This is a genomic window from Luteibacter mycovicinus, from assembly GCF_000745235.1.
Classification (GTDB): Bacteria; Pseudomonadota; Gammaproteobacteria; order Xanthomonadales; family Rhodanobacteraceae; genus Luteibacter; species Luteibacter mycovicinus.
In genome coordinates this window covers 746,397-768,372 of the sequence record NZ_JQNL01000001.1, presented here as the reverse complement: position 1 = coordinate 768,372, position 21,976 = coordinate 746,397, and the positions used below count along the sequence as shown (strand labels likewise).

At 66.7% G+C, this 21,976-nt stretch carries 20 protein-coding genes; 10 read left to right on the top strand and 10 right to left on the bottom strand.

The window, feature by feature from the left end; translation table 11 throughout:
* Window positions 1–11 precede the first annotated feature (11 nt).
* Entirely contained in the window at window positions 12–1,319 is a 1,308-nt protein-coding gene (locus FA85_RS03490; protein WP_036111897.1) for an adenylosuccinate synthase, read from the top strand.
* Window positions 1,320–1,380: 61 nt separating this feature from the next.
* On the opposite strand, the gene FA85_RS03485 is transcribed toward FA85_RS03490, so the two are convergent.
* Window positions 1,381–2,436, bottom strand: a complete 1,056-nt coding sequence (locus tag FA85_RS03485; protein WP_036111900.1) for a sterol desaturase family protein — start codon at window positions 2,434–2,436, stop codon at window positions 1,381–1,383.
* Window positions 2,437–2,520: 84 nt separating this feature from the next.
* Between FA85_RS03485 and FA85_RS03480 the strand changes: the two genes are divergently transcribed.
* The 6 genes from FA85_RS03480 to FA85_RS03455 all read left to right on the top strand — a co-directional run bounded on the left by FA85_RS03480 (window position 2,521) and on the right by FA85_RS03455 (window position 8,584).
* The gene (locus tag FA85_RS03480; protein WP_051943445.1) at window positions 2,521–3,147 is read left to right on the top strand and encodes a GNAT family acetyltransferase; all 627 of its coding nucleotides are present in this window, start codon (window positions 2,521–2,523) and stop codon (window positions 3,145–3,147) included.
* Window positions 3,144–4,421 carry a bifunctional tetrahydrofolate synthase/dihydrofolate synthase gene (gene folC / locus FA85_RS03475; protein ID WP_036111903.1) on the top strand — a complete coding sequence of 426 codons (1,278 nt, stop codon included), beginning with the start codon at window positions 3,144–3,146 and terminating at the stop codon, window positions 4,419–4,421. Before FA85_RS03480 ends, folC begins: the two co-directional genes overlap by 4 nt.
* Before the next feature lie 87 nt (window positions 4,422–4,508).
* Window positions 4,509–5,570, top strand: a complete 1,062-nt coding sequence (locus FA85_RS03470; protein ID WP_036111906.1) for an SPOR domain-containing protein — start codon at window positions 4,509–4,511, stop codon at window positions 5,568–5,570.
* Between the two features lie 39 nt (window positions 5,571–5,609).
* Window positions 5,610–6,245: a CvpA family protein gene (locus FA85_RS03465; RefSeq protein WP_036111908.1), complete on the top strand. Its 636-nt coding sequence runs from the start codon at window positions 5,610–5,612 to the stop codon at window positions 6,243–6,245.
* Window positions 6,246–6,256: 11 nt separating this feature from the next.
* Entirely contained in the window at window positions 6,257–7,735 is a 1,479-nt protein-coding gene (purF, locus tag FA85_RS03460; RefSeq protein WP_036111911.1) for an amidophosphoribosyltransferase, read from the top strand.
* 6 nt (window positions 7,736–7,741) lie between these two features.
* Window positions 7,742–8,584, top strand: a complete 843-nt coding sequence (locus FA85_RS03455) for a ferritin-like domain-containing protein (protein WP_240003820.1) — start codon at window positions 7,742–7,744, stop codon at window positions 8,582–8,584.
* Window positions 8,585–8,615: 31 nt separating this feature from the next.
* Here the strand turns inward: FA85_RS03455 and FA85_RS03450 are convergent, their stop codons facing one another.
* From FA85_RS03450 to FA85_RS03410, 9 genes are all read right to left on the bottom strand, one after another.
* Window positions 8,616–9,344, bottom strand: a complete 729-nt coding sequence (locus FA85_RS03450; RefSeq protein ID WP_036111914.1) for a UDP-2,3-diacylglucosamine diphosphatase — start codon at window positions 9,342–9,344, stop codon at window positions 8,616–8,618.
* Window positions 9,341–10,078, bottom strand: a complete 738-nt coding sequence (locus FA85_RS03445) for a peptidylprolyl isomerase (protein WP_036117315.1) — start codon at window positions 10,076–10,078, stop codon at window positions 9,341–9,343. The genes FA85_RS03450 and FA85_RS03445 overlap by 4 nt, the downstream gene beginning before the upstream one ends.
* A gap of 50 nt (window positions 10,079–10,128) precedes the next feature.
* Window positions 10,129–11,685, bottom strand: coding sequence for a Ppx/GppA phosphatase family protein (locus FA85_RS03440; protein ID WP_197056481.1), 1,557 nt, complete (start codon window positions 11,683–11,685; stop codon window positions 10,129–10,131).
* Window positions 11,686–11,751: 66 nt separating this feature from the next.
* Window positions 11,752–12,255 (bottom strand): hypothetical protein, encoded by a 504-nt coding sequence (locus FA85_RS03435; RefSeq protein WP_036111920.1) that lies wholly within the window; start codon window positions 12,253–12,255, stop codon window positions 11,752–11,754.
* A complete protein-coding gene (locus FA85_RS03430; RefSeq protein WP_197056480.1) occupies window positions 12,252–13,397 on the bottom strand; it encodes an MGDG synthase family glycosyltransferase in 1,146 nt (381 codons plus the stop codon). The genes FA85_RS03435 and FA85_RS03430 overlap by 4 nt, the downstream gene beginning before the upstream one ends.
* Window positions 13,394–15,469: a polyphosphate kinase 1 gene (ppk1, locus tag FA85_RS03425; protein ID WP_036111924.1), complete on the bottom strand. Its 2,076-nt coding sequence runs from the start codon at window positions 15,467–15,469 to the stop codon at window positions 13,394–13,396. The genes FA85_RS03430 and ppk1 overlap by 4 nt, the downstream gene beginning before the upstream one ends.
* A 99-nt stretch (window positions 15,470–15,568) precedes the next feature.
* The gene (phoR, locus tag FA85_RS03420) at window positions 15,569–16,846 is read right to left on the bottom strand and encodes a phosphate regulon sensor histidine kinase PhoR (RefSeq protein ID WP_036111929.1); all 1,278 of its coding nucleotides are present in this window, start codon (window positions 16,844–16,846) and stop codon (window positions 15,569–15,571) included.
* Between the two features lie 59 nt (window positions 16,847–16,905).
* Window positions 16,906–17,595, bottom strand: a complete 690-nt coding sequence (phoB, locus tag FA85_RS03415; RefSeq protein ID WP_036111931.1) for a phosphate regulon transcriptional regulator PhoB — start codon at window positions 17,593–17,595, stop codon at window positions 16,906–16,908.
* Between the two features lie 68 nt (window positions 17,596–17,663).
* Entirely contained in the window at window positions 17,664–19,316 is a 1,653-nt protein-coding gene (locus FA85_RS03410; RefSeq protein ID WP_036111933.1) for a M48 family metalloprotease, read from the bottom strand.
* A 159-nt stretch (window positions 19,317–19,475) separates the two neighbouring features.
* Between FA85_RS03410 and grxC the strand changes: the two genes are divergently transcribed.
* The 3 genes from grxC to FA85_RS03395 all read left to right on the top strand — a co-directional run bounded on the left by grxC (window position 19,476) and on the right by FA85_RS03395 (window position 21,304).
* A complete protein-coding gene (gene grxC, locus FA85_RS03405; protein WP_036111935.1) occupies window positions 19,476–19,745 on the top strand; it encodes a glutaredoxin 3 in 270 nt (89 codons plus the stop codon).
* Entirely contained in the window at window positions 19,745–20,149 is a 405-nt protein-coding gene (locus tag FA85_RS03400) for a carboxymuconolactone decarboxylase family protein (protein ID WP_036111937.1), read from the top strand. The genes grxC and FA85_RS03400 overlap by 1 nt, the downstream gene beginning before the upstream one ends.
* Before the next feature lie 132 nt (window positions 20,150–20,281).
* Window positions 20,282–21,304, top strand: a complete 1,023-nt coding sequence (locus FA85_RS03395; protein ID WP_036111939.1) for an isocitrate dehydrogenase — start codon at window positions 20,282–20,284, stop codon at window positions 21,302–21,304.
* Window positions 21,305–21,976 lie beyond the last annotated feature (672 nt).

The following is a 21,976-nucleotide window of genomic DNA, read 5'->3' as shown; positions in this document are numbered from 1 at the left end:
GAACCGTCAACATGGGTAAGTCAGTCGTTATTCTGGGCGCGCAATGGGGCGACGAGGGCAAGGGCAAGATCGTCGATCTTCTCACCGAGCGCGTCGGTGCCGTCGCACGTTTCCAGGGTGGCCACAACGCCGGCCATACGCTGGTGATCAAGGGCAAGAAGACCGTCCTTCACCTGATCCCCTCGGGCATTCTGCGCGACGACGCGCTCTGCCTGATCGGTAACGGCGTCGTGCTGTCGCCGGCCGCGCTGATGAGCGAAGTCGCCGAGCTCGAGGCTCAGGGCGTCGACGTGCGTCCGCGCCTGAAGATCTCGCCGGCGACCCCGCTGATCATGCCGTACCACATCGCCGTCGATAAGGCGCGCGAAGTCGCCTCCGGCGCCAAGGCCATCGGCACGACCGGTCGTGGCATCGGCCCCGCGTACGAGGACAAGGTCGCGCGTCGCTCCATCCGCGTCGCCGATCTGATGTACCCGCACGAGCTGCCGGAGAAAGTGCAGGCCGCCGTCGAGTATCACAACTTCGTGCTGACCCAGTGGCTGAAGGCCGAGCCGGTCGACTATCAGACCGTCCTCGACGAAGCCCTGACGTGGGGCGAATACCTGCGTCCGATGGTCGACGACGTCGCCACCATCCTGCACGACGTGCGTAAGGAAGGCGGCAATATCCTGTTCGAAGGTGCGCAGGGCGCGTTGCTCGACATCGACCATGGCACCTATCCGTACGTCACTTCGTCGAACACGACGGTGGGCGGCGCGCTCGCCGGCACCGGCGTCGGCGCACGTGACATCGATTACGTGCTCGGTATCTGCAAGGCCTACGCCACGCGCGTCGGCGGCGGTCCGTTCCCGACCGAGCTCAACGACGAGATGGGCGAGCTGCTGCGCAAGAAGGGCAACGAGTTCGGCGCCAGCACGGGTCGTCCGCGTCGCTGCGGCTGGATCGATCTGGTCGCGCTCAAGCGCGCCGTGCAGATCAACGGCATCGACGGCCTGGCGATCACCAAGCTCGACGTGCTCGACGGCCTGGAAAGCATCAAGGTCTGCATTGCGTACGAGTACCGCGGCAAGCGTCGCGAACTCGCTCCGCTGGACGCCGACGGCTGGGCCGAGTGCAAGCCGGTCTACCTCGAGTTCCCGGGCTGGGAAGAGTCCACCGCGGGTATCCGCGACTGGAACAAGCTGCCGCCCGCCGCTCGCGCCTACCTGCGTGCGGTCGAGGAACTCTCGGGCTGCAAGCTGGCGCTGGTCGCCACGGGCGCCGATCGCGATGACACGATCATCCTCGACGACCCGTTCGGCGGTGCCGACAACTGCTGATCCGATGCAGTGATGCGATACGAAAAACGCCAGCCGTGAGGCTGGCGTTTTTCGTGGACGGCTACGGATGCTCGCCCGGGCGCCCTGCTTCCAGGGCATGCAGATCGATGTCCTTCACCGACACCGGCCGATACCGCTCATCGAACGCCACATCGCCCAGCGTCCATCCGGCCTTGCAGCGCACCGCGCCCCAGAACCGCCGGAAGGCGTTCCAGTGCAGCCCTACGAGGCCCTTCCCGTTATCGGCATCCACCATCGGATCGCCCACGCCGGTCGGCCGGATCGGCTCGCCGTACAGGGCCGTGCCAAACAGCACGTCCCACACTGAAAACACCTGCCCGAAATTGCAGTTATGCAGCGTCGGCCGATCCGGATCCACCAGCATGTGATGCAGGCGATGGAACACCGGTGACACGAACAGTCGGTCCAGTACCGGCCCGAAGCGCACGCGCACATTCGCATGCGAAAAGTTCTGCACGAGCTCACCCAGCAGCATCAGCCAGGCGAAATCGGTCGGCGCCACGCCGATCACCAGGCCGACACCGGCCAGTACCATCGACTGCAAAAAACCGTCGACGAGGCTGCCGCGATCGTTGGTCCAGCAGCTCATCTGTCGGGTGCTGTGATGCATGCTGTGCAGCGCCCACCACCAGGGCAGCGCGTGCTGCAGGCGATGCATCCAGTAATAGACCAGGTCGTAGATGACGTAATAGACCAGGAACAGCGCCAGCGGATGTCCGTCGAGTGCCGGGATCCAGTGCGTGATGCCCAGCAGTGAGTCGTCGCCTGCCTGGCCGTCGTCCGGACCGCCGAAGGCATTGCCGATCGGTGTCAGCACCAGATAGCTGAACATCGGGAAGATGCCGAGCAGCATCATCAGCGTGTACTGCCGGTCGACCCGTGTCAGCCTGCGGTCCGTCCAGCGCTCGGCCGGAATCACCGACTCCAGCGGACGGAACAGAACGCCGATGATCGCCACCTGCAGGATGGATATGAGGATGGCCTCGGCGATCTCACGCGGGTCGCCGGCCAGGCCGTTCAGATGGAGAAAGGTCAGGAACGGGACGATGGCGTGGAGACTCGTCCAGTCGACCAGTGAGGACCAAAGCGCGAACATGCCGCTTACCTTCGCCGGTGCCGCGGAGGTGCACGCGGCCGATCGGGCCATTAAGCTTCACGCCTCTTTCGTCGGGCTTTCCGCATGCGTGACATTCCCGGTATCCGTCTCGACGTCCATGTGGGGCAGGGCATCCTGCCGGTCGTGGACGAGCTGGCCGGTCTCCGTATCGCCGTATTTCGTGACTGGCCCTATCTGTACGAAGGCGACCGCGATTACGAGCGTGGCTACCTTGCCTCGTACGCCGCTTCGCCGCGCAGTGTGTGCGTCGTGGCTCGCGAGGCGTCGGGGCGGGTGATCGGTGCGTCAACCGGGGTGCCGCTCGCCGATGATGGCGAAGCGTTTCATTCGGCTTTCCTGGCGCGTGGCATTCCGCTCGAGGACGTCTTCTATTTCGGTGAGTCCGTTTTGCTGTCGCCGTGGCGCGGGCGCGGGATCGGGCACGCATTCTTCGACGCTCGTGAGGCGCATGCCCGCACCGTCGGCGAATTTCGTTGGACGGCCTTCTGTTCGGTCCGGCGCGAGGCGACCGATCCGCGTGCGCCGGACGGCCATCGCGTCAACGATGCGTTCTGGCGGGGCCGTGGCTACGCGCCGGTCGATGGTATGTCATGCACGCTCTCGTGGAAGGAGCGGGGCGATGACGCCGCGACACCGCACACTCTCGATTTCTGGATGCGCGAACTCGATCGTGCAAAGGTTTCCCAATGACTCGTTCGCTCGCCGACTGGCTCACCTATCAGGAAAGCACGCACCCGCGTGACATCGCACTGGGACTCGATCGCGTCCGCGCCGTCTGGACCGCGATGGGCTCGCCGCGCCCCGCGCCGAAGGTGATCACCGTGGGCGGCACCAACGGCAAAGGCTCGACGGTCGCTCTCATCGAGGGCATGCTCCGGGCCGCCGGCTATCGCGTGGGTTGCTACACGTCGCCGCATCTCATCCGCTACAACGAGCGCATCCGCATCGATGGCATCGACGCCGACGACGAGGCCATCGTGGCCTCTTTCGAGCGGATCGAACGCGCGCGGGGCACCATCCCGCAGACGTACTTCGAGTTCGGCACGCTGGCGGCGATCGACCTGATGTCCCGCGCGTCGCTGGATGTCGCGGTGCTCGAAGTCGGGCTCGGCGGGCGACTGGATGCCGTGAACATCATCGACGCCGATGTGGCGGTGATCACGACGATCGATCTCGATCACCAGGATTGGCTGGGCGGGGACCGCGACAGTATCGGCCGCGAAAAGGCGGGGATCGCCCGCGCCGGGCGCCCGGCGATCGTGGGCGAGCACGCACCTCCCGAGGGCCTGCTCACCGCCCTGGCAGGCCTCGGCGCGCGCGTGATGCGAGCCGGCGACAGCTTCCGGGTCAGCCGGCACCCGGGCGCCGGGACACACGGCTGGACCTGGACCCACGCCGACGGCACCGTCCTCGATCTGCCGCCTCCCGCACTGGATGCGCCCGTCCAGATCGATAACGCGGCCACCGCTATCGCGGCCATTCACGCCCTCGGCCCCACACGGGATGTCCCCCCCGGAGCGATGCGTCACGCGCTGGCCAGTGTGCGGGTACCGGGGCGCTTGCAGAAAATCGCCGACCGACCCGCGACGCTGGTCGACGTCGGACACAATCCGCAGGCGGCCAGGGCGCTGGCCGAGTGGATCGACGCGCAGCCGGGTCCCGTGAGGGTGCTCGCCGTCTACGGCGCACTGTCGGACAAGGACACCCATGGGGTGATCGCGGCGCTGGGGGATCGCGTCAACCGCTGGTATATCGCCGGACTGGATCGCGATACGCCTCGCGGGCTGACAGCCGACGCACTGGCGGCGAGCCTTGTCGCGACCTTGCCGGGGGCGGTACATGCCAGTTTCGCCAGCGTGGAAGCGGCCTGGGCCGCGGCGCGCGCCGATGCGGGTGAAGACGACATCGTGCTGTTATTCGGCTCGTTCTTCGTCGCGAGCGTCGCCCTGGCCGCCGCGAGGTGAACGCCACGCGGGGAAGGGCGTCGGGGGCACCCCTTTGCCGGTTATAATCGCCGCGATTCGCTTTGCGCCGGTCGTATGGAGCCTTCCTTGAAAACACGCCTGCTGGGTGCCGCGGTACTGATCGCGTTGCTGGTCCTGTTCGTGCCGATGATGTTCTCCAGCGCGCCGCCGAAGTCCGACGCCGACCAGACGGTCAGCCTCGAGATTCCGCCGGCCCCGGATCGCGAGCTGCAGACCCGTACGCTCGATGTGGCGCCGAATGGCTCGCCGGCGTCCGCCAGCGGCTCGCAGCCCGCCGCCGGCGCCCCGGCCTCGGGCACGCCGTCGGCTGTCGCTGCTCCCGCGCCCGCGCCCAGCCCCGCCGCGGTCACTCCGGGTGGCGGAAGCAAGCTGGCTTCGGTGGACATCGCCTCGCGCAAGCCTGCCGATGCACTGCCCGAAGACTTCGCGCCAGCGAGCAAGCCCGCGAACACCCCGGCCGCTCCCGCGCCGGCCGCCCGGCCACCGAAGCCGGTGGCCGCGACCGCGCCGCCTGCCGCCGAGGCCCTGCCCGCCGGTACGGCCGGGCGTGGCAGCTACACGATCAACCTCAGTGCCTACGCCGATCATGCCAAGGCCGACGCCCTGGTCCAGAAGGTGAAGGCCCTGGGTTACCCGGTCAGCACATCCGCGTCCAATCAGGCGGGCAAGGCGCTGACGCGCGTCTCCGCCGGCCCGTTCGAGACGCGTGCCGCCGCCGAGGCCGCTCGTCTCAAGATCACGGCCGCCGTACCGGGCGCTCCCGCGTCGCTGTCCTCCAGGCCGGAGACGCAGACGGCTGACGCACCCGCCCCGGTGCGGGCTGCCGCCGCTCCCACGCCCGCCGTACCCGCCGCCGTGCCGGCCGCTGTGCCGACCCCGTCGCCACGAGCCGGCGGTTTCGCCGTTCAGGTTGCAGCGGTCAGCAGCGAGGCGGAAGCCACGCGACTGCGCGACAAGCTGCGTGGTGCGGGCATCGCCGGCTACATCGACAGCGTCGCCTCCAGCACGGGTGCGAAGCTCTGGCGCGTGCGCGCTGGCCCGCAGACGCAGCGTGACGATGCGGCGCGTCTCAAAGATCAGATCAAGGCCAAGGTCGGCCTCGATGGCGTCATCGTACCGGCCCCGTAACGGGCACTCCCGGATGACAATGACAGCAGGGGGCGGCCGGTGAGCTGGGTGGACTACGTCATCATCGGTGTGCTGTTCATCTCGGCCTTGATCGGCCTGGTGCGCGGCCTCATTTCCGAGGTGTTGTCGCTCGTGGTGTGGGTTTGCGCGTTCTGGGCGGCGTGGACGTTCGGGCCGCTTATCGCACAGCGGCTCGAAAGCAGCATTTCGCTGCCGATGGCGCGGATCGGCATCGGTTACGGCGTGTGTTTCATGGGGGTCCTGCTCGTGGGCGGGATCTTTCGCTTCCTGATTTCCCGACTGGTCGCCAGCACCGGCGTGGGTGGACCGGATCGGCTGTTCGGCATGGTGTTCGGCGCCGTGCGCGGCGTGCTGATTGTCAGCCTGGTGGTGTTCGCGCTCGGTTTCACGCCGCTGCCGAACGAACCCATCTGGCGGGAATCGGCCCTGCTGCCGCAGTTCGCCGCGCCTGCCGCATGGCTCGGTCAGCAGGTGCCGGCCAATGTCCGTCAGTACCTGCATCCGCCAGCGGCGCTGCAGGACATGAAAATGCCCAACGTCTCCTTGCCGAGCAAGGATGAACTGATGAAACTTCGCGACCTGACGATGCCAGGGCAGGCCTCGAAGAACGATAATGCTCACCCTGCCGCCGCGACCACGACGGCCACTCAGTAGAAGGCAACACCATGTGCGGAATCATCGGCATCGTCGGTACCACGGAAGTGGCATCGGCCCTGTATGACGGCCTGACCGTCCTGCAACATCGCGGGCAGGATGCCGCCGGTATCGCCACCGTGGACGGCGCGCGCCTGCGCCTGCACAAGGGCAATGGCCTGGTACGCGATGTCTTCAACTCCGCCGGCGTCAGCAAGCTGCGCGGCCGTATCGGGATCGGCCACTGCCGTTACCCCACCGCCGGCTCCGAAGGCACGGAGGAGGCGCAGCCTTTCTACGTGAATTCGCCTTACGGCATCGCCTTCGCGCACAACGGTAACCTCGTCAACACCGAGGCGCTGCGCAAGGAAATGTTCGAAGACGACCGTCGTCACATCGACACGGACTCCGACTCCGAAGTGCTGCTCAACGTCCTCGCCCACGAGCTGCAGGTCGACGACCGCGGCGCGCTCACGCCGGAGCATGTGTTCAAGGCGATCACCAACGTGCACGCCCGTGCGCGCGGTGGTTATGCCTGTATCGCGCTGGTGCTGGGCTACGGCCTGATCGCCTTCCGCGACCCCAACGGCATCCGTCCGCTCGTTCTCGGCGAGCGCGTCTCGGCGGAAGGTCGCGAATACGCGGTCGCTTCCGAGTCGGTCGCGCTCGACGTGCTCGGTTTCAAGCGCGTGCGCGATATCGAGCCGGGCGAAGCCGTCATCATCACCGAGGGCGGTGAACTCCACGCCCAGCGTTGCGCTGAGGGCGCGGTGCATGCCCCGTGCATCTTCGAGTACGTCTATCTGGCCCGTCCGGACTCGATGATCGAAGACGTCTCGGTCTACAAGGCGCGCCTGCGCATGGGCGAGAAACTCGCCGAGAAGATCCTGCGCGAGCGCGGCCCGGATCACGGTATCGACGCGGTCATCCCGATTCCCGACACCTCGCGCACGGCGGCCAGCTCGCTGGCGCAGGCGCTGGGCGTGCCGATGCGCGAAGGCCTGGTCAAGAACCACTATATCGGCCGCACCTTCATCATGCCGGGCCAGGGCGAGCGCGTGAAATCCGTGCGCCGCAAGCTCAATACGGTCGAGCTCGAATTCCGCAAGAAGAACGTGCTGCTGGTGGATGACTCGATCGTCCGCGGTACGACCTCGCGCCAGATCATCCAGATGGCGCGCGACGCCGGGGCGAAGAACGTCTATTTCGCGTCCGCGGCGCCGCCCGTGCGTTACCCGAACATCTATGGCATCGACATGCCGGCCGCTTCCGAGCTGGTCGCCGCCGGCCGTACGGTGGAGGAAGTCGAGAAGGCACTGGGTGCCGACTGGCTGATCTATCAGGACCTCGAAGACCTCGTCTGGGCGGTCAACGACGGCAACGAAGACCTCAAGCAGTTCGACACGTCGTGCTTCTCGGGCGAGTACGTGACCGGCGTGGACGAGGGCTTCCTCGAGCAGCAGGAAGCGATGCGCTCGGACTCGGCCAAGAACGAACGCCGTACCGCCTGACGACTGATGGCGGCACGGGATCGTGCCGCCAGTCCCGCGATGAACGACGCCCACGATCTGCACGCTGCCGCGCGGCGCTGCCTTGACGCCGCCGCCCCCGCGGAAAAGTTGCGACTCAGCTTCGAGACGTTCGCCGCGCTCGATCGCGGTGAACTGCGTCCCGATGCGGGATCGCCGCCGCCGCTGCCCATCGGCCTGCCCGGGCGTCCCGAGCGTCCGCGCCTCGTCCCGTCGCGCGAGCTTTCACAGCGTGGCCTGGGTTCCGCGGAAGGACGCGCCGCGCTGGTTCACGCCATCGCGCACATCGAGTTCAATGCGATCGATCTCGCCTGGGACGCGGTCTATCGCTTTCGTGGCAAACCCGACGCGTACTACCGCGACTGGGCGTCCTGCGCCAACGACGAGGCACGTCATTTCACGATGCTGTCGGGTCGTCTGGCCGAACTCGGCTACGCCTACGGCGATTTCGACGCGCACAACGGTTTGTGGGAAATGGCGGAGAAGACCGCCCACAGCGATACGGCGCGCATGGCTCTCGTACCGCGTGTGCTCGAGGCGCGTGGGCTCGACGTCACGCCGGGGATGATGGAGCGTCTTCGTCGGCAGCAGGACGAACGCACCGTCGCCATCCTCGAGGTCATCCTTCGCGAGGAAGTGGCGCACGTCGCTGCCGGCACGCGTTGGTTTCACTGGTGCTGCGAGCGCGACGGTATCGAGCCGGAGGCGACGTTCGCCCGGTTACTCGATGACTACATGAACGGGTCACTGCGCGGGCCGTTCAATCTGGATGCGCGGCGAGCGGCGGGGTTTTCCGAGAGCGAGCTGGTCTGGCTGGCGACGCTGGGCTGACCGATTTTCGGCAGTCAGCCCCCTTGGCGATTCAACCCGCCGACAAGCCGCGGAGTTCGACGCGATCGCCATCGATCGCCAGCACCGACCCATGGTCGTACCAGTCGCCCAGCACAATCCGCTGCGCGGCGTCGCCGTCGAGCGTGAAGTCGTGAACGGCGGGACGATGCGTATGCCCATGCACGAGCCGACGCACGGCGGCGTCGCGCATCGCGCTTTCGACGGCGTTCTGATTCACGTCCATGATCGTCTCGTCGATACGCCCCGTGCGTGACTTGCTGTCGCTGCGCGCCTGCGCGGCGAACGCACGGCGTGCGGTAAGCGGCATCGACAGCACCTGGGCCTTCCACGCCTCCGTACGAACCTGCGCACGCACCGTCTGGTATTCGACGTCGTCGGTGCACAGCACGTCACCGTGCATCAGCAGCGTCCGCGTACCTTCGATGTCGTGAACGGTGCCATCCTCGAGCAGGGTCATGCCTGCACGCGTGGCGAAGGTCTCTCCCAGCAGGAAATCGCGATTGCCCGCCATGAAATAGACGGGCACACCGGCGTCGCGCAGCGCGCGGGTGGCGTTGGCGATGCGGTCCGGGAGCTCGGCATCGTCGTCGTCGCCGATCCACGCCTCGACCAGATCCCCGAGGATGTAGAAGGCCGACGCCGATCGCGCTTCGTCCGACGCCAGAAACTGTTCGAAGAGGGCGGTGATACCGGGGCGTGCATCATCCAGATGCAGGTCGGCGATGAACAGCGTGCTCATGCGGCCTTCGGCGTTGCGGACTTCTTTTCGGTTTTCTTCGTCGCGGGCCTGGCCGGCTCAGCGGCGGCAGGCTTGGCTGCCGGCGCGGCGGGAGCCGATGACGACGCGGCCGGGGCGGCTTTCTCCTCGCCCACCACGCTGGCCGTATCGATGATCACCAGCGGGTTGGGCACGTCGCCGACGAAGGGGCCCTGCGCGCGGGTAGGCAGTCCGGCGATCTTGTCGACGACGTCCATGCCGCTCACGATCTTGCCGAACACGGCGAAGCCCCAGGTCAGGCCGCTCTGGTTGCTGACGTAGTCGAGCCGGCGATTGTCGACCAGGTTGACGAAGAACTGCGACGTACCCGAATTGGCGTCCGCACCGCGGGCGACCGCGACGGTGCCGCGCAGATTGGACAGACCGTTGTCGGCCTCGCTGGGAATGGCCGCGCGCGTGCGACGCTGGGTCAGGTCGCGGCTGTAAAGGCCGCCCTGGACCAGATAGCCGTTGACCACGCGATGGAAGACGGTGCCGTCGTAGAAGCCGTCACGGACGTACTGCAGAAAGTTGGCGACGCTCTTGGGCGCCTTTTCCGGGTACAGCTCGAGTGTGAAGTCACCTTGCGTCGTGTGCATCACGACCCTGGGATGCTCCGCCGAGCCGGTGGGCGGAGCCGACGGTTTGGCAGGCTGCTGGGCCAGCGCCGCGACGGGCAGGGCGAGAAGGACGCTGGCGAGGACGGCTTTGAGCATGGGTGACCGGTCGTGGCGGTGGAACAGGCTGGTCATGATACGCCCCTTGGTCATTCCGTCACGATTTCCAGTTCGAGGCCGAGCTCGGCCAGCGGCTCCCGCTCCTGGTCGAGATCGGCCTCGGTCAGTGGATGCTGGTCCAGCCAGTCGGCGGGCAGGGTGAGACGAAGGCGCTGGCGCGTGGCGACGGCGCGAATGCGCGGCAGGGCCTCGGCACGCCGGGCGCGTCGGAAGAGCACGCCCAGGCGGAGGATGGCGGTGATGTGCCGCGCGAGAACCCGGTAACGCACCGGGAGCGCCGTGATGGCGGACTTCTCCGGCTTGCGCCGGTGCGATTCGACGATGGCCGCCAGCAACTGCTGCTCCTGGCGCGAGAAACCCGCCAGGTCGGCATGGCGCAGGATGTAGGCGCCGTGGCGCTGATGCTGGCTATGGGCGATGGCGAGACCCAGCTCGTGCACACGGGCCGCCCACGACAGCCATTCGCGGGCATCGTCGTCCAGCTTCCAGACCTTGGCCAGCTGATCGAACAGGCTCAGCGCGGTGGTTTCCACGCGACGCGACTGCGCCTTGTCGACACCATAGCGCGCGGCCAGCGAATCGATGCTCGCCATGCGGGGATCGGTACCCGCCGAACGGCCGATCAGGTCCCAGAGCAGGCCCTCGCGCATCGAGCTTTCCGATACGCGCAGGCGTTCGATACCCAGGGCCTCGAAGGCGGCTTCGAAGATGGCGACGCCGCCGGCGAACACTTCCGCACGGTCGTCGGCCAGGCCGGGCAGCTTGAGCGTGGCCGAGGAGCCTTGCTCGATGATCGCCTCGCGCACGGCGGCCAGGGCCTCCGGCGTGACGCCGTCGTCGGAGAGTTTCATCGCGCGCACGACGGAACCGATGGCTTTGGAGGTGCCCGACGAGCCATAGGCGTCGGCCCAGCCGGCTTCGCGGTAATCCTCGGAAAACTGCTGAAGGAGGACGCCGATTTCACGGCGCGCCTTCTGCCAGCGCTTGCGGGTGATCTTGCCGCCGGGGAAAAACCGCAGCGTGCTCGCGATACAGCCAACCTGCACGCTCTCGGTCAGCAGCGGCGCGTTGCCCCGGCCGATGATGAACTCCGTACTTCCACCGCCGATATCGATCACCAGCCGGTGGTCGCGCGATGCCGGCAGATCGTGGGAGGCGCCAAGAAAAATCAGGCGACCTTCTTCACGGCCCGAAACGATCTCCACCGGATGCCCGAGTGCGGCTTCCGCCGCCGACAGGAACGCGTGCGGCGACGCGAGACGACGCACGGTGTTGGTGGCGACCGCGCGCACATGCAGCGCCGGAATGCCGGCGATGCGCTGACCGAAGCGCGCCAGGCTGGCGAGCGCGGCGGCGCGGTGTCCCGCGTCGAGCGTGCCGTCCGGACGCAGGCCGATCGCCATGCGCACGGAATCGCGCAGGCGGTCGATCACGCGGGGCTCACCGTGTTCGTACCGCGCTACCACCATGTGGAAGCTGTTGGAGCCCAGGTCGACGGCGGCAAGCAGTTCACCGTCGTTGATCTGCGATTTACCTGTAGAGGCCAAAGGTGCATTCCGCAGTGGCGTATCGGTGGATTCTGGCATGGTGCTGCGCGCGAGGGTAGGAGCGCGCCCTGGGCGAGACATGGAAATCGCGCGCAGACCGCGCTCCTACGCGGTTTTTGCCTCACGCGATTTCGGCAGCGCGGAGAGGATGAACAGCACGACGCAGAGAAAACCGAACACCCAGTAGTCGGTTGGCGCGGGGCCCCACCAGTGCCGGTGCCACGGCACGTCCACGGGGTCGAAGCGCGCCAGACCGAACGCGGGGTTCAGAACGAACCAGAGGCCGTCCTCGGCCACCCAGAACAGCATCACGCAGGCGATCGTCCGCACCTGCGCACGCCAGCTCCAGTACCCCTGGAAGATCATCGGAAAATGAAAGAACAGCGCGATGAACGGAAACACGTAAGCGTGGTAACCCGTCATCGCGCGGCCGCCCCAGAACAGGTCGAGCAACCAGTGGTTCTCGATGCGCCACGTGGGCAGGCTGGTCGCCCAGCCATGCGAGCCCTCGATTTCGATCTCGACATGGGCGAACAGAAAGGCGAGCAGAAGGGTGAACAGCGCGGTCGTCAGCACGGCGACGACGCGACGGCGGGGCGAATGACTCATGGATCGTCCGGATGGGAGAGCACGGCGGCGATCACGTCGCGCGCCGCATGCGGGCGTCCGATGGCGCGTGCGGAAGCCGCCATGGCGGCGAGACGATCTGGCTCGTCACTCAGCAGGCGGACACGCCACGCGAGCGCGACGGCGTCGATCGCCTTCCACGCGGCGCCCTGTTCGAGCAGGTAATCGGCATTGCGTTCTTCCTGACCGGGGATGGGCGCATTCACGATCATCGGCAGGCCCATGGCCAGGCACTCCGAGCTGGTCAGTCCCCCGGGTTTGGTAATCGCGAGATCGCAGCAGGCCATGACGTCCTCGACCTGACGCGTGAAACCCAGCGGAATGAGGCGCCCGGCGTGCTTCGATGCCGCGATGCCGCGCAGCCGCTCCAGTGTCACGGCGTTGCGGCCGGCGAGCACCACCAGCTGGAAGTCGCCACCGGTGGACAGCAGCGTGTCGGCCAGTTGGTCCAGATCGCCGACTCCGGCACCGCCACCCATCACCAGGTAGGCCGGCCGGCCGGGGTCGATACCGAGCGTGGCACTCAGGGCCTGTCTGTCGTGCGCGCGCGCAAAGGCGGGCATGATCGGGATACCGGTCGTATGCACGCGCGACGCCGGCAGACCGACAGCGCGCATGCGGTGCGCGATTTCCGGACTGGCGGCGAAATAGCCGGCCATACCCTGCACGACCCAGAGCCGGTGCAGGTCGAAGTCGGTCACCTGCAGCCAGACGGGCACGGTGACGCGACCCTTGCGGATCTGTCGTGCCAGCATCTCGGCCGGGAGGAAATGCGTACACACGATGGCGTCGGGCGCGAATGCCGCGATGGCCGCACGCAGCCGTCGCGTATTCAGGCGCTCGATCGTACGCCGCATGCGCTCGGTCACCGCGTCGGGATGCGTATCGTCGGTGATGCGATAGAGCATGCCCCACAGCCGCGGGTAGCGGGTGATCAGGCTGAGATAGAAGTCCGCGTAGATCCGCCGGAACGTGGACGGCACGTAGTTCATGACATCGAGGTGCTTCGCCTCGACATCGTGTCCCTCGGCGGCGAACGCGGCCACCGTGGCTTCGAGCGCCTCCGCGGCGCGCACGTGTCCCGCTCCCGCGGATACCGACAGGAGCAGGACGCGCCGTGTCACCCGCAATACGCCGAGAGCAGCGCCTGCTGCGCGCTATGCGGCGCTTCGCCCTGCGACGGGTGGCTGCGCGTGTAGCGGCCATCGGTGCCGAGCAGCCACGCCTGCGTGTTGTCGCGCAGATAATTGTCCAGCGTCTCGGCATAGACACGCGAGGCGAGGTCGGGTTCCATGATCGGCACGGCGACTTCGATGCGGCGCATGAGGTTGCGTTCCATCCAGTCCGCGCTGGCGCAGTAGAGCTCCGGCTCGCCATCGTTACCGAACCAGTACACGCGGCTGTGCTCGAGGAAACGGCCGATGATCGAGCGCACGCGGATGTTCTCCGACACGCCCGGGATGCCCGGACGCAACGTGCAGGCGCCGCGGATGATCAGATCGATGCTGACGCCGGCAATCGATGCGCGATACAGCGCCTCGACCACATGCGCTTCGTTGAGCGCGTTGAGTTTGGCGACGATGCGTGCGGGACGGCCGTTGCGCGCGTGTTCGATCTCGCGTTCGATCTTGCCCATGACGCTGCTGTACAGCGTGAACGGCGAATGCAGCAGACGCTTCAGCTGGATCATCGGCCCCAGACCGGACAACTGCTGGAAGACCTTGTGGATGTCTTCGCCGATGTCCGCGTTTGAGGTCATCAGGCCGATGTCGGTGTAGCCGCGGCTGTTGCCCTGGTGGTAGTTACCGGTGGAAAGATGCACGTAACGGCGCAGGCCGCCGGCTTCGCGCCGCACGATCAACAGCATCTTGGCGTGCGTCTTGTAGCCGACCACGCCGTAAACGACCTGCACGCCCGCTTCCTGCAGACGCGTCGCCAGGCCGATGTTGGCTTCCTCGTCGAAACGCGCGCGTAGCTCGATCACCACGGTGACGTCCTTGCCGTTGCGTGCCGCCTCGACCAGCAGGTCGACCAGCGGGGAATCCTTGCCGGCCCGGTAAAGCGTCTGCTTGATCGCCAGCACGCCCGCATCCTGCGAGGCGCGGCGAAGCAGTTCGACCACGGCGGCGAACGATTCGTACGGGTGATGCAGCAGCACGTCGCGCACACCGAGGACGTCGAATTCGTTGACGCCCTTGCCGAAGGCCGGCGAAAGGCGCGGTGTGAAGCGCGGAAATTTCAGCTCCGGACGGTCGACCTGATCGTAGATCAGGCCCGAGCGGATGATGTTGACCGGACCGTCGCAACGGTACACGTCGGCATCCTCGAGCTGGAAGTTCGCGATCAGCATTTCCGTGATCGCGCGCGGACAGTCCGCGCCGACTTCGAGGCGCACGGGCCGGGCATAACCGCGACCGACCAGCTCTTCGCTCAGGGCGCGGGCGAGGTTCTCGACCTCCGCTTCCTCGACCACCAGCTCGCTGTTGCGCGTGACGCGGAACTGATACGCCGCACACACGCGAAAGCCCGGGAAGATCTCGTCCGCGAAGGCCTGGAGTACCTCGGCCAGGAAGACGAAGTCGCCCTCGGTGCCGTCCACCTCGCCCGGGATATGGATGATGCGCGGCAGGGAACGGGGCGCACGCACCAGCGCCATGTGGCCTTCGCGACCGAAGGCGTCGCGGCCTTCGAGCACGACGGCGAGGTTGAGGGTCTTGTTGAGGATGCGCGGGAAGGGGTGCGCGGGGTCGAGACCCAGCGGCGACAGCACCGGCATGATCTCGTTCTGGAAATACCCCTGCAGCCAGCGTCGCTGGCGATCGCTCCAGGCGCCGCGGGTCAGGAAGCGGATGCCTTCGGCTTCCAGCGATGGCAGCAGTTCTTCGTGCCAGATGGCGTAGAGCTCGCTGACCAGCTCGAGCGTGCGCTGGCGGATCCGCGCGAGGATCTCGGTCGATGACAGCCCATCGGCGCCCGGCATCGCCGCGCCCAGCGCGTGCTTATGCTTGAGCACGGCGACGCGAACCTCGAAGTATTCGTCGAGGTTGTTGCTGACGATGGTCAGGTAGCGCAGTCGCTCGAGGGCCGGAACGTCCGGGTCGCGGGCCTGGGCGAGCACGCGGAAGTTGAACTCCAGCGCCGCCAGCTCGCGGTTGATGTAGAGGTCGGGGTTGCCGAGGTCGACGGGCTCGCTCATTCGTTCCGGTAATCCTTTCATGACGTCCGATGGTGGCGCATGGACGATCATGCCGGAAAGCGGCGTCGCAGCAACCCGTCTACGCTTGCCTGCCATCGATCAGCCGTGCAGGCCGGCCGTTTCGTGCACGCGGGTGCTGTCCAGCAGCCGGTCGCTGACGAACACACACGCGAACACGGAGCCCTTGCCCGTCTCACTCTCGATCACCAGGCGCGCCTGGTGCAGGTTGAGCACGTGCTTGACGATCGACAGGCCCAGGCCGGTGCCGCCGGAGTCGCGCGAGCGGCTCGACGATACGCGGTAGAAGCGTTCGGTCAGCCGTGCGATGTGCGCGGCGGGAATACCGAAGCCGGAATCGTGTACCGAGAAACGCGCGCCGTCTTCCGTGTCGGCCCAGCGGATGGCGATCTTGCCGCCCGTGGGCGTATAGCGAACCGCGTTGCTGACCAGATTGGAGAACGCGCTGTGCAGATCCTTGGGCGAGCCCAGCAGGTCGTGTGCCGTGGCGACGTCCAGGGAGATGGTATGGCGACCCTGGCTCAGGGCCTCGGCTTCCTTGCGCAGGCTGGCGAGCAGCGGGGCCATCTGCACCTGCTCGTCGGCCACATGCTCCTGGGTTTCCAGGCGCGACAGGGTCAGCAGGTCTTCCACGATCTGGCCCATGCGCTTGGACTGCGCGCGCATCTCGTCCAGCACCGGCGCGAGTTCGGGCACGTCTTCCGGATCGAGCAATTCCAGGTAGCCGTGGATCACCGTCAGCGGCGTGCGCAACTCGTGCGAGACGTTGGCCACGAAATCGCGACGGATCTGTTCGAGGCGGGTGAGGTGGCTGGTGTCGCGGGCCAGCAGCAGGCGCTGGCGGCTGCCGAACGGCAGCAGCGTCGCCGTGACATGGCGGTTAGGGTGGCCCGGTGCGGTCACGTCGTTAAGCGGCTCGCGGGCGCCTTCGGCCAGCCAGTCCGACAGGTCGGTGTTGCGCATCAGATCGGCCAGCACGCGGCCACGATCGCGCGGTCGCTTCAGACCGAGCAGATCCTCCGCCGCGTGATTGAACCAGCGCACATGGTGCGAGTGATCCAGCAGGACCACGGCGTCGGGCAGGGTTCCCGCCGCGCTGCGCAGGTCACGCAGGCGGGAGGCGATTCGGCGGGTGCGAGTCATGAGACGGTCATGGTCAGGATGGGGCGTGGCGGACGATTGCAACATTGGCCCCGACTTGTGACGGAACAGCGACAGCAGCACGACGGTTTCGCCCAGCGCGACCACCGTCACGCAAGGCCATACCGCGCCCGTCAGCCAGCCCACAGCGCCACCCAGCAGAAGCAGGGCGGCGCAGCTGACAGGCAATCGCCAGGAAGTCAGGAAGCGTTGTGGCATGGCGGGCACGGCCGGTGTCGGTCTCAGGAAGGGACCATAGCGCGGCTACCCGCGCACGCCTAGGTGTTCGCGGAGAAGCGGTAGCCCGCGCCGCGCACGGTCTGCACCATGTCGTCGAGCTTCCACGGCTCCAGTGTCTTGCGCAGGCGGCGGATATGCACGTCGACCGTGCGCTCCTCCACGTACACGCTGCCGCCCCAGACATGGTCCAGCAGCTGGGCGCGCGAGTAGACGCGCTCAGGGTGGGTCATGAAGAAGAACAGCAGGCGGTATTCGGTCGGGCCGATCGGCACGGCTTCCTCGCCGGCGAACACGCGATGCGCGGGCCCATCGATGCGCAGGCCGCCGAGTTCCACCACGCCGGAGCCGTCGTCGCCCTGACTGCGGCGGAGCACCGCCTTGATCCGGGCGATCAGCTCACGGGTGGAGAACGGCTTGATGACGTAGTCGTCGACGCCGGCCTCGAGTCCGTTCACCCGGTCCATCTCCTCACCGCGCGCGGTGAGCATGATGATCGGGATCTCGCGCGAGAGTTCTTCCCGGCGGAGGCGACGGGCCAGTTCCAGTCCACTGGTGCCCGGGAGCATCCAGTCGAGCAGGATCAAGTCCGGTACCCGCTCCGAGATCGCCATCTGTGCGGCGCGGGCGTCGGCGGCGTGAGCCGCGTCCATACCCGCCTTACGAAGCGCGAATGCGACCATGTCGCGGATCGATGCTTCGTCTTCTACGATGAGAATGCGCTTATGCACGCGTGGGCCGCTCGTTGGCTATGACGGTCATATTGCAGCCATGCTGTGTTACACGCTAATGACAACGGTCACAATCCGGTTCTCAGACCGAACTGAGACCGCACGTATTGACTGCGTCCGTCCGGATTGTCGTCGGTCGTGATGCGTCGTTTACGCAGTTCCAGCAGCAGTGGGGTGAGGTCGCCGATCCGGGCCTGGATGCGCGACCGCTGGTAATAATCGAGGTCGTCCCGTTTCAGCAGCCGCTTGAGCTGCTCCATGGCGTCGAACGGCCGGCCGGCGAGGTAGGCGCTGTCCGCATACGCCTCCGCGGCCCGGATCCCGTCGCCGGACCGCTCGCTGGCCCGTGCGAAGGTGAGGAAGATGTCCGGGTCGTCGCTGTCGTCGAGCATCGGCTTCAACATGGTCGACGCCATCCGGGCGTCCTCCACGCGCCCGCTGTTGGCCAGCGCCCGCGCGTAGCCCAGAGCCACGGCGCGGTTGCGCGGCGAGTTGTCGTGCAGGGCCTTGTAGATCGCCATGGCGTCGCCGTGACGGCCGGCGTTCTCGTAGGCATCGGCCATGGCCAGGCGCAGCACCACGCTGGAGGGCAGGCTGGCCAGCAGGGGCTGAAGTTGCTCGACCGCCTGGGCACCGTGGTCCGTGCGCAGCAGGCACAGCGCGTAGCCGTACCGGTTGGCCGCGGTGTCGAAATCCTTGCGCTTGAGGTTCGTGGCATAGAAGGACGTCAGCTGACGGGCATCCCCGGAGAGGACGCGCACCCGTTCGCGCATCAGCGCATAGGTGTCGTTGACGCTGTCCTTAGCGACCTTGCCGGCGGGGGTGATCAGCGCGGTGGGGTCCTTCACGTAGAGCACCGGCGCCGTGCTCTTCTCCCAGCTGGCTTTGTCCAGCGTGGGCTGGCGCGGCTTGTTGGCCTGGGCCTCCTCGAGCGTACGGGCGCGCGCCTTGGCCTCGCTGATGCGGGCCAGGGTCACGGGGTGGGTCTGCAGGAGGGCGGGCAGCGCCTCTTCGCCCTGGCCGACGCGCAGCGTGTCCTGCATGCGGCCGAAGAAATCGCCCATCGCCTCGGGGTCGTAACCGGCCCGCGACAGGGTCTGGATGCCGACGCGGTCGGCTTCGACCTCGTCCTTACGGGTGAAGTTGATCTGCCGCTGCATGAGCAGCCCCTGGCCACCCATGAGCACGGCGGGCGCGGCGTCGCCCGCGCCGCCACCGGCACCGGCGGCGATCGCGCCCAGCAGCACGAGCGCCATCAGCGGGGCGTTCTTCTTCGAATCCTCGAAGGCACGGTACAGGTGGTTCTGGGTGATGTGGCCGATCTCGTGGGCCATGACGCCCGCGAGTTCGCTCTCGTTGTCGGTGATGTTGATCAGGCCGGCGTTGACGCCGATGTAGCCGCCGGGGGCCGCGAACGCGTTGATCTGCGTGTCGCGCACGATGAAGAACTGGAAGTGGTCCTTCGGCCGGTCGCTGGCCGCCACCAGGCGGTAGCCGAGGTCGTTGATGTACTGGTCCAGCAGGGCGTCGTCCACCGTGAGGTCGAGCGCATGCATCTGGCGCAGCATCATGGCCCCGTACTCGTCGGCCTCGCGCGGGCTGATCAGGGCGTTGGCCGAGCTACCCAGATCCGGCAGGCGGACGTTGTCCTGCGCGCCCACGGCGAAGGTGGCGAGGGCGCTGGCGGCGATCAGGGACAGGCGGAGAAATGGGGTGCGCATAAGTGCGAGGACGATACCATCACCAAACGACGAAGGACCCGCCACGCCGCGCGCGGTGGGGCCGGTTTGACCCCGGAGACCGCGCGGGGTTCGATTGCCTTGTAAAATGGGCGCCAGATCGCCATTTTGTAGTCATTCCGGTTCGGAGCCCAACCTCCCATGTCCACCCCCGATATCACCATCTACTCGACCGCCGTCTGCCCGTACTGCGTCGCCGCCAAGAACCTGCTCAAGGCCAAGGGCCTGGCGTGGGACGAGGTGCGCATCGACACCGATCCGGCGCAGCGCGACATCATGCTGGAGAAGAGCGGCGGTCGCCGCACGGTCCCGCAGATCTTCATCAACGGCACCCACGTGGGTGGTTTCGACGACCTCGCCGCCGCCGACCGCAGCGGCCGGCTGGCCGACATCCTCGGGGCGACGAACTGATGTCCGGCACGCCGACGGAAGGTAACCGCGTGGAGGAGTTCACCGCGTTCCGCAAGCGGATGAACGAGCGCATCCTCGGCGAGGACAACCAGGTCGTCCGTCGCTTTTTCGCGCTGGACACCCAGACCTACCGGGCTGGCGCGCTGGATGTGAAGACCAAGGAAATGCTCGGCCTGGTCGCCTCGATGGTGCTGCGCTGCGACGACTGCATCAGCTACCACGTCGCCCAGTGCAAGGAAGCCGGGGTCAATCGCGACGAGTTCTTCGAGGTCTTCAGCGTCGGCCTCGTCGTCGGCGGCTCCATCGTGATTCCGCACCTGCGCCGCGCCGTGGATTTCCTCGACTCGCTCGAGACCGAGGCCCCGGCCGAGGCGGAGGCCTGCGCGGACCATCCCGCGGCCTGATGAAGGCAGGGCGCCCCGCCCGGGGCGCCAAACTTGAAGGAAGAGGGCGAGATCGCCGATAATTGGGCGATTTTTCTCCCCACACGCGCCCTCGTGCGTGTGTCATGCGACGCATCCTTCAGGAGTAACCCCATGAGCAAGACGATTGCCGTGATTCCCGGCGACGGCATCGGCCCCGAGATCATGGACGCGACCATCCGCGTCCTCGATGCTCTCGACTGCGGTCTGTCCTACGACTACGTGGACGCGGGCGTGGTCGCGCTCGAGAAGCACGGCGATCTGCTCCCGCAGGCCACGCTGGATGCGATCGAGAAGCACAAGGTCGCTCTGAAGGGTCCGCTGACCACCCCGATCGGCGGTGGCTTCACCTCGATCAACGTCACCCTGCGTCGCAAGTTCGACCTGTACGCCAACGTGCGTCCGGCGATCAGCTTCCCGGGCACCAAGGCGCGCTTCGAGAACATCGACATCATCACGGTGCGTGAAAACACCATGGGTGCGTACATGGCCGAAGGCCAGACGCGCGAAGGCACCGGCGAGAACGAGGTCGCTGTCTCGGTCATCCGCAACACGCGTCCGGGCATGGAGCGGATCTGCCGCTACGGCTTCGAGATGGCGAAGCAGAAGGGCCGCAAGAAGGTCACGGCCGTGCACAAGGCCAACATCATGAAGACCTCGTCGGGCCTGTTCCTCGACGTGGCGCGTGAAGTCGCGAAGGATTACCCGGAGCTCGAATTCCAGGAAATGATCGTCGACAACGCCTGCATGCAGCTGGTGATGAACCCGTACCAGTTCGACGTGATCGTCACCACCAATCTCTTCGGTGACATCCTGTCCGACCTGTGCGCAGGCCTCGTCGGCGGCCTGGGCCTCGCCCCGGGTGCGAACATCGGCAAGGACGCGGCGATCTTCGAAGCCGTCCACGGTTCGGCGCCGGATATCGCAGGTCAGAAGAAGGCCAACCCGTGCGCACTGCTGCTGGCTGCCGCCGACATGCTCGATCACCTCGACATGGTCGCCAAGGCGACGCGTCTGCGCGCCGCCATCAGCGACGTGATGAACGCGCGCGATCGTACGACGCCGGATGTCGGTGGTACGGGCACGACGGATACCTTCGGCGATGCGATCGTCGAGCGGATTCGCGCTACGGCGTAAGCGTTACGGTTCGATCTGATTGTCGCTTTTGGAAAAGGCCTCGCGAGTGATCGTGGGGTCTTTTTCTTTGTGATCGCGTTGGAGGGCTCGGCTGCGCCATCGCTTTTGCTCTTGCGCGCTGTAGAGAGGGAGCCGTCGGCTGCCATGCCTGTCGCTAGGTCCTCCTACGGCCTTCGCCTTCGTGCGGAAGCGCTCCAGGCACGGCAGCCGACGGCTCCCTTCGGACGGTGCGGTTCGTTGTGTGGAGAGCGGAGAGCAGAGCCGGAGCGGCGTCTGGGTAAGCTTGCGGTGACGCGCGAATGGGTCGCGAATTGACGCAGATTCTCATGACACGACGTCGCGTTTTTTGCTAGCTTGTGTTCGTTGCCTGCGGGATCGCAATCCACGCATCGCAGGCAACCATCGCTCAGAGCGGTGAGCGCGGACCCAGGGTGTTCGAAGCACCACAAGGTCCGCTGACCCTAATCAACGGATAAGGTTGACCATGGCTATGCCAAATACTAAGGCATTCTCACGCGTGCCGCTTCCCGGCGGCACTTCCCTCAACGGTTACCGGGCCGTCTGCCGATCTCGCAGACACGGTTGAAGAACCGCGGCGCTGGCCGTTGTCAGTTGAGTTTTTTCTTGCCGTAGCTATCCGGCGCGTTGCCGTGTGGCCGCAAGACAGCGACT

Excerpts from the sequence above, each read along its gene's own strand:
- FA85_RS03435 (WP_036111920.1), bottom strand. The coding sequence starts at position 12,255 with ATGAGTCATTCGCCCCGCCGTCGCGTCGTCGCCGTGCTGACGACCGCG.
- FA85_RS03395 (WP_036111939.1), top strand. The coding sequence starts at position 20,282 with ATGAGCAAGACGATTGCCGTGATTCCCGGCGACGGCATCGGCCCCGAG.
- FA85_RS03490 (WP_036111897.1), top strand. The coding sequence starts at position 12 with ATGGGTAAGTCAGTCGTTATTCTGGGCGCGCAATGGGGCGACGAGGGC.
- FA85_RS03455 (WP_240003820.1), top strand. The coding sequence starts at position 7,742 with ATGGCGGCACGGGATCGTGCCGCCAGTCCCGCGATGAACGACGCCCAC.
- FA85_RS03480 (WP_051943445.1), top strand. The coding sequence starts at position 2,521 with ATGCGTGACATTCCCGGTATCCGTCTCGACGTCCATGTGGGGCAGGGC.
- grxC (WP_036111935.1), top strand. The coding sequence starts at position 19,476 with ATGTCCACCCCCGATATCACCATCTACTCGACCGCCGTCTGCCCGTAC.
- FA85_RS03410 (WP_036111933.1), bottom strand. The coding sequence starts at position 19,316 with ATGCGCACCCCATTTCTCCGCCTGTCCCTGATCGCCGCCAGCGCCCTC.
- folC (WP_036111903.1), top strand. The coding sequence starts at position 3,144 with ATGACTCGTTCGCTCGCCGACTGGCTCACCTATCAGGAAAGCACGCAC.
- FA85_RS03445 (WP_036117315.1), bottom strand. The coding sequence starts at position 10,078 with ATGCTCAAAGCCGTCCTCGCCAGCGTCCTTCTCGCCCTGCCCGTCGCG.
- FA85_RS03440 (WP_197056481.1), bottom strand. The coding sequence starts at position 11,685 with ATGCCAGAATCCACCGATACGCCACTGCGGAATGCACCTTTGGCCTCT.
- FA85_RS03450 (WP_036111914.1), bottom strand. The coding sequence starts at position 9,344 with ATGAGCACGCTGTTCATCGCCGACCTGCATCTGGATGATGCACGCCCC.
- FA85_RS03485 (WP_036111900.1), bottom strand. The coding sequence starts at position 2,436 with ATGTTCGCGCTTTGGTCCTCACTGGTCGACTGGACGAGTCTCCACGCC.
- FA85_RS03400 (WP_036111937.1), top strand. The coding sequence starts at position 19,745 with ATGTCCGGCACGCCGACGGAAGGTAACCGCGTGGAGGAGTTCACCGCG.
- purF (WP_036111911.1), top strand. The coding sequence starts at position 6,257 with ATGTGCGGAATCATCGGCATCGTCGGTACCACGGAAGTGGCATCGGCC.
- ppk1 (WP_036111924.1), bottom strand. The coding sequence starts at position 15,469 with ATGAGCGAGCCCGTCGACCTCGGCAACCCCGACCTCTACATCAACCGC.
- phoR (WP_036111929.1), bottom strand. The coding sequence starts at position 16,846 with ATGCCACAACGCTTCCTGACTTCCTGGCGATTGCCTGTCAGCTGCGCC.